Source organism: Streptomyces sp. YGL11-2 (assembly GCF_050054615.1).
Taxonomy (GTDB): Bacteria; Actinomycetota; Actinomycetes; order Streptomycetales; family Streptomycetaceae; genus Streptomyces.
On sequence record NZ_JBNHIN010000001.1, the window covers coordinates 311,224 to 323,092 of the forward strand.

Annotated in this window: 11 protein-coding genes; 5 read left to right on the forward strand and 6 right to left on the reverse strand. The window is 73.3% G+C overall.

The features are described 5' to 3' along the window. Positions 1-168 precede the first annotated feature (168 nt). The 3 genes from ACO1BR_RS01405 to ACO1BR_RS01415 form a co-directional block, all read right to left on the reverse strand. Positions 169-576, reverse strand: a complete 408-nt coding sequence (locus tag ACO1BR_RS01405) for a DUF3040 domain-containing protein (protein WP_426793156.1) — start codon at positions 574-576, stop codon at positions 169-171. A 272-nt stretch (positions 577-848) separates the two neighbouring features. Beyond that, complete coding sequence (locus ACO1BR_RS01410; protein WP_426793157.1) at positions 849-1,604, reverse strand: methyltransferase; 756 nt, start codon at positions 1,602-1,604, stop codon at positions 849-851. A 273-nt stretch (positions 1,605-1,877) separates the two neighbouring features. After that, entirely contained in the window at positions 1,878-2,372 is a 495-nt protein-coding gene (locus ACO1BR_RS01415; RefSeq protein ID WP_426793158.1) for an SAV_6107 family HEPN domain-containing protein, read from the reverse strand. Positions 2,373-2,628: 256 nt separating this feature from the next. On the opposite strand from ACO1BR_RS01415, the gene ACO1BR_RS01420 reads away from it, so the two are divergent. The 5 genes from ACO1BR_RS01420 to ACO1BR_RS01440 all read left to right on the forward strand — a co-directional run bounded on the left by ACO1BR_RS01420 (position 2,629) and on the right by ACO1BR_RS01440 (position 8,873). Next, positions 2,629-3,426, forward strand: coding sequence for an ATP-binding cassette domain-containing protein (locus ACO1BR_RS01420; protein ID WP_426793159.1), 798 nt, complete (start codon positions 2,629-2,631; stop codon positions 3,424-3,426). Then, positions 3,398-5,605: a YhgE/Pip family protein gene (locus tag ACO1BR_RS01425; RefSeq protein WP_426793160.1), complete on the forward strand. Its 2,208-nt coding sequence runs from the start codon at positions 3,398-3,400 to the stop codon at positions 5,603-5,605. Before ACO1BR_RS01420 ends, ACO1BR_RS01425 begins: the two co-directional genes overlap by 29 nt. 110 nt (positions 5,606-5,715) lie before the next feature. Next, on the forward strand, positions 5,716-6,330 hold the full coding sequence (locus ACO1BR_RS01430) for a TetR/AcrR family transcriptional regulator (RefSeq protein ID WP_426793161.1): 615 nt from the start codon (positions 5,716-5,718) through the stop codon (positions 6,328-6,330). Between the two features lie 332 nt (positions 6,331-6,662). Beyond that, positions 6,663-7,289 carry a DUF4126 domain-containing protein gene (locus tag ACO1BR_RS01435; RefSeq protein WP_426793162.1) on the forward strand — a complete coding sequence of 209 codons (627 nt, stop codon included), beginning with the start codon at positions 6,663-6,665 and terminating at the stop codon, positions 7,287-7,289. 66 nt (positions 7,290-7,355) lie between these two features. After that, positions 7,356-8,873 carry a phytoene desaturase family protein gene (locus tag ACO1BR_RS01440; RefSeq protein ID WP_426793163.1) on the forward strand — a complete coding sequence of 506 codons (1,518 nt, stop codon included), beginning with the start codon at positions 7,356-7,358 and terminating at the stop codon, positions 8,871-8,873. A gap of 27 nt (positions 8,874-8,900) precedes the next feature. Here ACO1BR_RS01440 and ACO1BR_RS01445 read toward each other — a convergent pair whose 3' ends face one another. The 3 genes from ACO1BR_RS01445 to thiE all read right to left on the reverse strand — a co-directional run bounded on the left by ACO1BR_RS01445 (position 8,901) and on the right by thiE (position 11,821). Further along, on the reverse strand, positions 8,901-10,094 hold the full coding sequence (locus ACO1BR_RS01445) for a hypothetical protein (protein WP_426793164.1): 1,194 nt from the start codon (positions 10,092-10,094) through the stop codon (positions 8,901-8,903). Between the two features lie 36 nt (positions 10,095-10,130). Further along, positions 10,131-11,048, reverse strand: a complete 918-nt coding sequence (gene metF / locus ACO1BR_RS01450) for a methylenetetrahydrofolate reductase [NAD(P)H] (protein ID WP_426793165.1) — start codon at positions 11,046-11,048, stop codon at positions 10,131-10,133. Positions 11,049-11,170: 122 nt separating this feature from the next. Then, on the reverse strand, positions 11,171-11,821 hold the full coding sequence (gene thiE, locus ACO1BR_RS01455) for a thiamine phosphate synthase (RefSeq protein ID WP_426793166.1): 651 nt from the start codon (positions 11,819-11,821) through the stop codon (positions 11,171-11,173). Positions 11,822-11,869 lie beyond the last annotated feature (48 nt).

The window sequence follows — 11,869 nt, forward strand, 5'->3', positions numbered from 1 at the left end:
GCCGATGCGGGGTGACGAGGAGACTCGACAAAAAGGGGGTCAAACAGGGGCGATCAGGCGGAGGAGATCAGGCCGTTCCACATTGTGGGACATCCGTGCGGTACGTCGGTACGTCGACACATCAGCGCATCGGCGCCCGCCGGACACGGAGCGCCGCCCAGTTGCTGGTCAGTGGCCCTGTTCATCGCGTCGGCGCTGCCAGCGGTCCTCGATACGGTCCATCATCGAACGGCGCTGCCTGGCCTGCCGTCGCGCCGGCCCGCCGACGCCTCCGGCGCCCGCTGCTGCCCGTCGCTCGCCCGCCTTCGGGGCCTTGCGCCACCCGGTGACGGCCAGAACGGCACAACCGAGCATGACGAGGAAGCCGACCACGCTGATCCAGATCTGCTGCGCGACCATTCCGGCCATGAGCAGGGCGATACCCACCAGGAAGCCCGCGACCGCTTGGTAGACCCGTCGCCGGGTGTACGTACGCAGCCCGCTTCCCTCAAGCGCTGTCGCGAACTTGGGATCTTCGGCGTACAGCGCTCGCTCCATTTGCTCGAGCATGCGCTGCTCGTGCTCCGAGAGCGGCACGGAGTCCTCCTACTCGTCGGTCGCGGGGGGCGACCGGGGTGCGACCCTTTCAGGATAGGCAGGGAATCGCCCCCGTGAAACCCGCCCCTCTACGCCAATTCACTGGCCAAGCCGCCGCGGCGGCCGGTGGTGATGCTGGCTGCATTCCCCACCCACCAGTCCGTCATGCCGGAACGTCGTACACCGATCATACGGGGCGAAGGGGCTGTTCGGGTGGCCTGTGGCCGACCGCACGCGGTGGTCGGGGCCACCACGGGGCCCGCCGTCCGCGGTCAGTCGCGCTCGGCGAGCACGTGCAGCTGGGTCGCCACGGCATGGAAGGCGGGCTGCTCGGCGGCGGCGGCCTCCAGCTTCAGCAGCGCCTCCATGGCGCCGGGCTCGGTGTCGACGAGCACGCCGGGGACCAGGTCGGCGAAGACCCGTACGCCGTGCACCGCGCCGACCTTGAGGCCGGTGGCGGTGACCAGCTCGGTGAGCTGCTCGGCGGTGAACCGGCGCGGGACCGGGTCACCCTCGCCCCAGCGGCCCGTGGGGTCGGTGAGGGCGTGGCGGGCCTCGGTGAAGTGGCCCGCCAGGGCGCGGGCGAGGACCGCCCCGCCCAGGCCGGCGGCGAGCAGGCTGAGGGTGCCGGCCGGACGCAGCGCGTCGGCGGCGTTGTTCAGGCCCTCCGCGGGGTCGTCGACGTACTCCAGCACGCCGTGGCACAGCACGGCGTCGTAGCCGCCGCGCTCAACGACCTGGAACAGGCCGTGGGCGTCGCCCTGAACCGCGCTGATCCGGTCGGCCACCCCGGCCTCCGCGGCCCGGCGCTCCAGGGCGAAGAGGGCGTTCGGGCTGGGGTCGACGACCGTGACGCGGTGGCCGAGGCGGGCCACCGGCACGGCGAAGTTACCGCTGCCGCCGCCGGTGTCGAGGACGTCCAGGGCGTCGCGGCCGGCGGCCTTGACCCGGCGCTCCAGGGCGTCTTTGAGGACCTCCCAGACCACGGCGGTACGAAGGGATGCGCGCGGGCGCAGCAGGTCAGACACGGCGGGTGGCTCCTCGGCGGGGGCATGAACATCCAGTCGCTCACCACCCTATTCCGTATTCGGCCCGGCGCCGTGCCCAGCCCGCGCCGGGCGACCGACATCGCCGCGAGGCGCCGCCTCCGCCCCCACGGCGCAGCGCCTCCGTCCCCACGGCGCACCGCGCCCGCTCTCGCGGCGCGCCGCCCGCGCTGGGCACCATGCGCTCCCCGCTGCATCTCCCGCGCTGTGCGCTGCGTTTCCCGCGCTGTGCGCTGGGTTTCCCGCGCTGTGCGCTCAGCCCGCCCGTTCCGCACGCTGCGGCGGGAGTGCCGGCTGGATCCGCAGCAGCCGCTCCACGAGGTGCAGGAACAACTCCGCATCCCGCAGCAGGTCGTCGGCGTCGCGGCGGCTCGCCGCGCCGGCTATGCCGGCCTCGGCCCTGGCCCGCCGGCCGGCGCCGGCCGCGAACAGGGCGCTCCACTCGGCCAGTTCGGGAGCGACCTCGGGCAGCACGTCCCACGCGCTCCGGATACGCTGCCTCCGGCGCACGGTGGTCTCCGGCCGGCCACGGACGGCGAGGACGGCGGCCGCGGTGCGCAGCGCGGCCAGATGCGCCGTGGCGAACCGTTCGTTGGCACTCTCCAGGGTCTGGGCCTCGTCGAGGCCGTGCTGGGCTTGGGCGAGCAGGTCGAGGGCGGCGGAGGGCGCTGCCGTCCGCCGCAGGACGGGGTGGACATCGCTCGGGGGACCGTACGCAGCGGAGCTGCCCGCGGTGGGACGAGCTGCCATGACGAACCTCCTGTCGTCGCATGCCGGTTCAGGACCGAATGCCGATTCGGACCACTGACCCCATCGTGAGGTACACCACTGACAATCGGCTCTGACCTGCACTTTCGTCCGAATCGAGGGGGATTGCCGGGGGTGCGGGCCGCCGCCCGGGCGAGGTTGCCGGGGGGCGTCTCGCACGGATCGCCCGGACCCCTTGCGGAAAGGGTCGCGGAATCCCCATACTTTTTGAACTGACCAGTCAGTTCAAGGAGGGATCGTGGACAGCACCCCGCACGGGGCGGCGGTCACGGCCGCGGGATTCGGCGTCAAGGGCCCCCGCGGATGGGCGTTCCGGGGCATCGACATCACGGCGGAGCCCGGCGCGCTGATCGCCGTACAGGGGCCGTCGGGCTCCGGCCGTACCTGCCTGCTGCTCGCGCTCACCGGCCGGATGAAGACCGCCGAAGGCACCGCCGAGGTCGGCGGGCTGCCGTTGCCCAAGAGGATGGCCGCGGTCCGGTCCGTCACCGCGCTCGCCCATGTACCCGGGATCGCCGAGCTCGATCCGGCGTTGACCGTAGGTGAGCATCTGCGTGAACGCGCCCTGCTGCAGGGCCGGTTCGGCGGTTCGCTCGGCACGCTGCTGCGGCCGCGGCAGGAGCGCCGGGCCGCGGCCCGCGCCCTCGTGGACGCCGCGCTCACCGCCGCCGGACTGGACCTGGACACGCTGCCCAAGGGGATCCGCACCTCCGTACGCGATCTGGAGCGGCTGGAGGCGCTGCGGCTGACCGTGGCGCTGGCGATGATCGGCGGCCCCCGGCTGCTGGCCGTCGACGACACCGATCTGAAGCTGTCCGACGAGGAGCGCGCCGCGGCCTGGGTGATGCTGCGCTCCCTCGCGGCGGCCGGCACCACCGTGGTCGCGGTGTGCAGCGAGCCGCCGCAGAACACCACGGGCGTGGTGCTGGTGCGCACCGGCCGCCCGGAGCAGGACGCTGCCGACGCCCCCGTGGACGGCGGGCACGACGACGAGGAGGGGGCGGCCGATGCGCTCGCCGAAGCTGGCCGCGCTTGAGCTGAAGCGGTTCGGGAGGGGGAAGCTGCCGCGCGCCGCGCTGGCCGCCCTCCTGCTGCTGCCGCTCCTCTACGGCGCGCTGTACCTGTGGTCCTTCTGGGACCCTTACGGCCGACTGGACAAGATCCCGGTCGCGCTGGTCAACGAGGACAAGGGCGCCGAGGTCGACGGGAAGCGGATCTCGGCGGGCGACGGCATCGTCGACGGGCTGCGCGACAGCCACACCTTCGACTGGCGCCACGTGGATGCCAAGGAGGCCGCCCGGGGTGTCGAGGACGGCTCGTACTACCTCTCGCTGTCCATCCCGCAGGACTTCAGCCAGAAGATCGCCTCCAGTTCGGGGAGTCACCCGGAGACCGGCCTGCTCAAGGTCCGCACCAACGACGCGAACAACTACATCGTGGGGCAGATCTCCCGGACGGTGTTCTCCGAGGTCCGCTCGGCGGCCTCGGAGAAGTCCTCGCGCACCTTCCTGGACAAGATCTTCGTCTCGTTCTCGACCCTGCACGGCAAGACCGAACAGGCCGCCGACGGCGCCGACCAGCTCAAGAACGGCATCGGCCGGGCCAAGGACGGCGCCGGCAGACTGGCCGACGGCCTGGGCACCGCGAAGAACGGCAGCGGCAAACTGGTCGGCGGCCTGGGCGACCTGGACGCCGGCGCCGGACGGCTCACCCAGGGCAGCACCGACCTCACCAAGGGAGCCGGTACGGCCGCCGACGGATCGCGCCAACTGGCCGACGGGGCCGGGCAGGTGGCCGACGGGACCCAGCAGCTGGCCGACACGGTCAACGGGCTCGTCGGCAAGGTCGGGCCGTTCATCCGGGCGCACGGCAAGGAGATCGGCGAGGCGGCGCAGCTGGTGGCCGACGGCTCGCAGGCGGTCCGCGACCACCTGGACAAGCTGCCCGCCGCGGCCGCCACGGGGGCGAAGCTCTCCCGCGGGATCGCCGACCACCTGGACACGTACTACCGGCTGCGCTGCGACGGCGTCATCACCCTGGACACCTCCTGCGCCGAGCTGAAGCAGATCAAGGACCAGGCGGCCACCGCGGCGGACACCGCCGAGGAGGTCAGCGGCTACGTCCACGACCAGCAGAACCTCGACCAGCTGGGCCGCGACCTGGACACCCTGCACTCCCTGGCCGCCGAACTGGCGCAGCACGGCCCGACCCTCGGCGCCGACATGGACACCGCGGTCCAGAAGATCAACGATCTCAACGACGGCGCCCACCAGGTCTCCGCGGGAGCCCGCAAACTGGCCGCGGGCAACGCCCAGTTGGCCGCCGGCGCGGGCCGGCTCAACGACGGCGCGCAGCAGCTGCACGACGGGACCGGGCGCGCCGCGTCCGGTATGAGTGACCTGGACACCGGCGTCGGCAGGCTCAAGGACGGCGCGCAGACGCTGGACGGCGGGATGTTCAAGCTCTCGGACGGCTCGGCCAAACTGGCCGGCGGGCTGCACGACGGGGCGCGGCAGATCCCCGACTACGGCACGAAGGACCGCGACGCGCGCACCCTGGTGATGTCCGACCCAGTCCAGCTGGCGTCCGACGCCGCCCACAAGGCGCCCAACTACGGCACGGGGTTCGCCCCGTATTTCATCCCGCTGTCCCTGTGGGTCGGCGCGATGGTGGCGTACATGCTGATCGCGCCGCTCAACCGGAGGGCGCTGGCGATGGGCGCGTCCCCGTGGCGGGTGGCGCTGTCCGGATGGCTGCCGGTGTTCGGCATCGGGGTGCTGCAGACCGCGGCGCTGATGTCCGTCCTGCACTTCGCGCTCGGTCTGGAGATGGTCAGGGCAGCCGGCACGATCGGCTTCCTGGTGCTGGTCACGGCATGCTTCTCGGCCATCGTGCAGTGGCTGAACGCGAAGTTCGGGCCGGCCGGGCGGATCCTCGTCCTGGCGCTGCTGATGCTCCAGCTGACGTCGGCGGGCGGCACCTATCCGGTGCAGACCAGCCCGGGCTTCTTCGGGGCCATCCACCCCTATCTGCCGATGAGTTACATCGTGGCGGGGCTGCGGCGGCTCATCACGGGCGGCGACCTCGCGCCCGTATGGCAGGGCAGCGCGGTGCTGCTGGCGTTCACCCTCGGGGCGCTCGCGCTGACCTCTCTGGCGGCACGGGGCCGCCAGGTCGTGCGCATGAAGGACCTGCACCCGGAGCTGAGCCTGTGAACGCCCGCCGTCCCCCAGCTACCGCTGGGAGGTACCCCCGTCCCGCAGGAGCCCTGCCCGACACCCGGCGGGCTGCGCACCGATCCGTCGCGACCGGCACAATCGCCTCCATGGACAGCTCCAACACACGCCGCGACGCCACTCGGCGCAAACTCTTCGACGCCGCGGTCACGCTCATCGCCGAACAGGGCTTCTCCTCCACCACGGTGGACGAGATCGCCGAGCGGGCGGGCGTCGCGAAGGGCACCGTCTACTACAACTTCGCGAGCAAGAACGTTCTCTTCGAGGAGCTGCTACGGCACGGCATCGAGCTGCTGGCGACCTCCCTGCAGGCCGCCGCCGACGAGGTCGCCGACCGGGGCGGCACCCGGATCGACGCGCTGGACGCCATGATCCGGGCGGGTCTGGACTTCATCTCCCGCTACCCGGCGCTCACCCAGCTCTACGTCGCCGAACTGTGGCGCACCAACCGCGCCTGGCAGTCCACGCTGATGGTGGTGCGCCAGCGGGCCATCACAGTGGTGGAGGACGTCCTGAGGGACGCCGTGGCCGGAGAGGAGCTGAGCGAGGAGATCGACATCCCGCTGACCGCCTCGGCGCTGTTCGGGATGGTGCTGGTCGCCGCCCTGGACTGGCAGTCCTACCAGCCGGACCGCTCGATCGACGACGTGCACGCGGCGCTGTCGCGGCTCCTCCAGGGGCGGGTCACCGGCCACTCCGACTGAGAGGCGGGCGGCGGCCCGCGGAGCGCGGCCGCCCCGTACACACAAGTGCGCTGCCCTGGCACGGATCGTTCCCCCGCCGATCCGACCAGGGCAGCGCTGCCCCCGTACTCCCCCGTGCATCCCCCGTTACGTCCGGGAGCCGCGCCGCTCCGCCGCCCCGTGTCGGCGGTGCGGCGCCGCTTCCCGTCCGTGGCCCCTACTTTTCCTTCCAGAGGGGTTCCGGCCCATCCGCGTACCTACTCATCTCGGCGTCTGAGTACGGATACTCAAAACTGAGCACCGGGCCTCAGCGGCCGAGCGCCCGGCCCTGGTGACCGCCTACGATCTCCGGCGTGTCCGTACTTCCCTTGGTCTTCACCAGCGGCTGGGCGAGCGGGATCAACGCCTACGCCGTCGTCCTGCTCCTCGGCCTCCTCGGCGCGACCGGCGTCACCGACGAGGTGCCCGCCGCCCTGCAGCGCCCGGATGTCCTGACCGTCGCGGCCGTGCTCTTCGTGTGCGAGGCGGTCGCCGACAAGATCCCGTACGTGGACTCGGTCTGGGACGCCGTGCACACGGTGATCCGGCCGATCGCGGGCGGTGTGGTGGCGGCGCTGCTGGCCGGGCACAACGGGTCGCTGCCGGAACTCGCGGCGGGCGCCGTGGGCGGCTCCACGGCGCTGCTGAGCCATCTGGTCAAGGCGGGCACCCGGATCGCGGTCAACACCTCGCCGGAGCCCGCCAGCAACATCGTGCTGAGCCTGCTGGAGGACCTGGGCGCCGCGGGGATCATCGTCTTCGCCGTCTTCCACCCGGTGATCGCGGCGGTCGTCGCGGCGCTGCTGCTGGCCGCCGGCATCACGGTGGTGGTCCTCCTGTGGTCGCGGATCCGCCGCCATCTGCGGCGCCGGCGGCAGCGCCGCGAGGCACGGCGGACGGCCGCGGCCCCGGCCGGCGACGCGGTGCCGCCCGCGGGCTGACCCGCCGCCGGCCCGCGCGGGCGGCCGCGGCGGGCGTTGTCGGTGCCGCCGGATAAAGTCGCGGGCATGGCAGGGATTGCGGTGATCGGCGCCGGGATGGGCGCGATGGCGGCCGCCGCCCGGCTGGCCGTCGCGGGCCACCGGGTGGCGGTGTTCGAGCGTGACGCGACGTACGGCGGCGCGCTGCGCCGGTTCGCGCGGGACGGCTTCGCCTTCGACACCGGGCCCGGTCTGCTGCATCTCCCGGCCGTCTACCGCGATCTGTTCCTCAAGACCGGACGCGAGCCCCTGGAGAGCTGCGTCGCGCTGACCCAGGTCGACCCGGCGAGCCGGCACGTCTTCGCCGACGGCACCTCCGTGGCGCTGCCGAACGCCTCGCGTGCCGGGGTCCTGGCGGCCCTGGACGAGGCGCTGGGCGCCGGCGCCGGCGAGCGCTGGAGCGATCTGGTGGGCCGCGCCCGCGAGGCGTGGGACGCCACTCGCCGGCCGCTCCTGGAGGAGCCGCTGTGGGCGGACTGGCGGGTCCTGGGGCGCGACCCGTATCCGGCGGTGCGCCGGCGCGGCCTGTTCGGGCGCGGCAAGGGCCCCACCACCGCCACCCTCGCGGAGGTCGCCCGGCGCGAGCTGGCCGACCCGCGGCTGATCGCCCTGCTGGAGAGCCATGCGCTGGCGTACGGCTTCGACCCGCGCGGCGCCCCGGCGAGCGCGGCCGTGCTGCCGTACATGGAGCAGACCTTCGGCAGCTGGTACGTCGGCGGCGGGATGCGGGCGCTGGCCGACGCGCTGTACGAGCGCTGCCGGGCGCGCAGGGTGGAGTTCGCCTTCGGTGCCGAGGTGACCCGGATCGTCGAGAAGGACGGGCGGGCGGCGGGCGTCGAACTGGCCGACGGGCGGCTGGCCGAGGCGGAGTGGGTGGTCGCCGGCGTCGACCCCGTGCAGCTCCCCGGGCTGTGTGCCGGGCGGGATCCGTGGGGCGCGGACGCGGTCCGCCCCGATCCGGGGCCGGGAGACCGGGCCACCGCGCGGCTGACGGTCTGTCTGGCGCTGCGCGGGGCCCGCCCGCAGGAGGCCGTCCACCGGACCGTGGTCCACGCACCGGACCGCGCGGCCGAGCTGGCGGGCGTCTTCGGCGACGGCTACGGCCTCCGGGAGCCCTGCGCCCGGCCGACGGTGACGGTGCTGCGCCCCGACGACCCAGCCACCCGGCCCGACGACGGCCATGAGGCGGTCACCCTGACCGCCACGGTCGCCCCGCACGGCCCCGTCGACTGGTACGACGCGGAGGCGCTGGCGGACGAGGCGGACCGGCTGACCGACGTCGCCGAGGCCGCGGTACCGGGCCTGCGGGAGCGGGTGCTGTGGCGGGAGATCGTGCCGCCCACGGAGAGCGGGCTGGTGCCGGGCCCGGCGCTGGCGGGGCAGGAGGGGCGCTTCCTGCGCCCCGGCAACCGCACCGCGATACCGGGGCTCTACGCGGTCGGCGGCTGGTCCCACCCGGGCGGCGGGCCGGCACACGCCGGGATGTCCGGCGCGATCGTCGCGGGCCTGATCGTGAACGGCGACGACTGGCACGGCTCGACCTGACGCCGCCGTAGTCCCGGGGCCGGCGGCTCAGTAGTGGTGGTGCTGCTCGCCGTACCCCTGCTGAGGGGGCGGGTACGGCGGCTGCTCCACGGCAGGTTGCGGATCGCGCTGCTGCGGCATCCAGACCCCGTCGGGCGGCGCCTCGCCGTACCCCTGGCCGGGGGTGCCCAGCGGCTGGCCCAGGGCGTCGTAGTGCTGGGCGTCATGCTGCTGGGCGTCGTACTGCTGGCCGTCGTAGTGCTGGGTGGCGTAGGGCGCCTCGCCGAAGGGGCTGGGCTCCTCGTAGGGGTCGTAGTGCGCGGAGTACTGCTGGGTGCCGATGTAGGGGTCCGAGTAGGGCGCCTGCCGGCCCTGGTGCAGACCGTCGTCGTAGGCCGGGTAGGGGTCGGCGTAGGCGTCCTGGCCGGCGGCGGGCGAGCCGTAACCGCCGCCGTAGGCATAGCCGTTGCCGTCGCTGTCGTGTTCGGCGTTGCCGAAGAGGTCGTACGACGGCGCGGGGGCCGGTGCGGGCGCCGGGGCGGCGCGGGCGTCGAGGCTGTAGACGCCGTAAGCACCGGTCTCGTCGGGCAGCGGCTGCGGCGCGTAGACGTTGGCGTCGGCCTGGGCGTAGACGGTGGCGGCGTCCGGCCCCGGATACGGCATGGCGTACTGCTCGCCGTACGCGGAGCCGTCCTGGCCGGGGACGGACTGCGCGGCATAGCCGGCCGGGTCCGGCGCTGCCCCGTAGGGGTCCTGGCCCTCGAAGCCGCCGGTGCCGTAGCCGATCCCGGCCGCGTACAGCTCCTCGGCGGTGCCCTGGCCGGCGGCGGTTCCGAGCGCGGCATCAGCAGGCGCGGCGTCGGCGAGCGGGATGTCGGCGGGTGCGGCGTCGGCGGGCGGGACCGCCTCCACGTCGGAGACCTGCAGGGACGGTTCGGCGGCGCGCCCGCCGGACGGACGGGCGCGGCGCCGGCGGTTCTCCTTGGGCTTGCCGCCGATCGCCCAGCCGGCGGTGAAGCCGCGGCGGAAGGAGAGCGTCACATAGGTCTGCCCGACCGCGAAGGCGACGGCGCCCACGCCGATCACGATCACCGACGGGATGAGGACGCCGGCCACCACCCCGAGGAAACCGGTCAGGGCCAGCAACCGCCAGCGCAGCCGGGCCTTGTGCTGGAAGAGCACCTCACCGAGCAACCACAGGGCGACCAGGGCGAACGCGATGTAGAGGATGGTCCAGCCCATATGCGCCCCTCTTCCGCCGGAGTCCGGCCACCGTGGTCAGGGCCGCTGGTGCAGCCCCAGATTCTCGTAGATTTCCAGGGTCGCCGTGGAGTGGTTCAGGGTAATGAAGTGCAACCCGGGAACGTCCTCGGCCATCAAGCGCGCACACAGTTCCGTCGCGTACTCGATGCCAATGGAGCGTACCGCCGCCGGGTCGTCCTTGACGGCGAGGATGCGCGCCGCGAGCTCGGGCGGGAACGCGGCGTTGCTGAGCTCCGCGAACCGCTCGATCTGCCGCACGTTCGTCACCGGCATGATCTCCGGAATGATCGGCGTCGAGCAACCGGCGGCACCGACCCGGTCGCGCAGCCGGAGGTAGTCCTCCGGGTAGAAGAACATCTGGGTGATCGCGAAGTCGGCGCCCGCGCGGCACTTGGCGACGAAGTGCGCCACGTCCGTGTCCCAGTCCGTCGAGCGCGGGTGCATCTCGGGGAAGGCGGCCACGCCGACGCAGAAGTCGCCGGACTCCTTGATCAGCCGGACCAGTTCGGCGGCGTAGGAGACGCCCTCGGGGTGCTTGATCCACTCGCCCATGGGGTCGCCGGGCGGGTCGCCGCGCAGCGCGAGCATGTTGCGGATCCCGGCGTCGGCGTACTGGCCGATGATGTTGCGCAGATCGGCCAGGGAGTGGTTCACCGCGGTCAGATGGGCGACCGGGGTGAGGGTGGTGTCGGTGGCGATGCGCTCGGTGGCGCGCACCGTGCCGTCACGGGAGGTGCCGCCGGCACCGTACGTCACCGACACGAAGGTCGGGGCGACGGCCTCGATCCGGCGAATGGCGTTCCACAGGGTCCGCTCGCCCTTCTCCGTCTTCGGGGCGGCGAACTCGAACGAATAGGACCGCTTGCCGGATGCGAGCAGCTCGCGCACGGTCCGGGCGCGATCAGTCCTGGTGGAAGCTGTTCCTAGGGCCATACCGGCAGGTTAACCACACCCCGGACGGACACCAACCGCCATCGACGTAATGCCGGGTTCGTCCGGTTGCTGTCCACTACGTGGACATCCCGCGGCAACCCGGTGGCTCCCGGTGGCTCGGGTCACTGGCCCCAGGTGCGGATCCGCTTCGCCAGGCCCGCCGCGGCGGCGCCCGGGTCGTCCGCCTCCGTGACGGCGCGGACCACGACCACCCGGCGGGCGCCGGCCGCCAGCACCTCGTCGAGGTTGCCGGCGTCGATCCCGCCGATCGCGAACCAGGGGCGCTCGGGTGCGCTCGCGGCGGCGTACCGGACCAGGTCCAGGCCGGGGGCGTGCCGTCCGGGCTTGGTCGGCGTCGGCCAGCAGGGGCCGGTGCAGAAGTAGTCCACGCCGGGCTCCGTGAGCGCGGCGTCCACCTCGGCCTCGGCGTGCGTGGAGCGGCCTATGAGGACGTCCTGGCCGAGGATCGCGCGGGCGGCCGGGACCGGGAGGTCGCCCTGTCCCAGGTGCAGCACGTCGGCGCCCGCGGCATGGGCGACGTCCGCGCGGTCGTTGACCGCCAGCAGCTTGCCGTGCCGCCGACAGGCGTCCGCGAAGACCTCCAGGTGGCGCAGCTCCTCGCCGGCCTCCATGCCCTTGTCGCGCAGCTGGACGATGTCCACCCCCGAGGCCAGCACCGCGTCCAGGAACTGCGGGAGGTCGCCCTGGCGGGTGCGCGCGTCCGTGCACAGATACAGCCGGGCGTCGGACAGGGCCTGTCGTGCGGTGGTCATCGGGCGGCTTTCCCCCCTGGTCGGCGGCGTACGGGCCGGAGTCCGGCC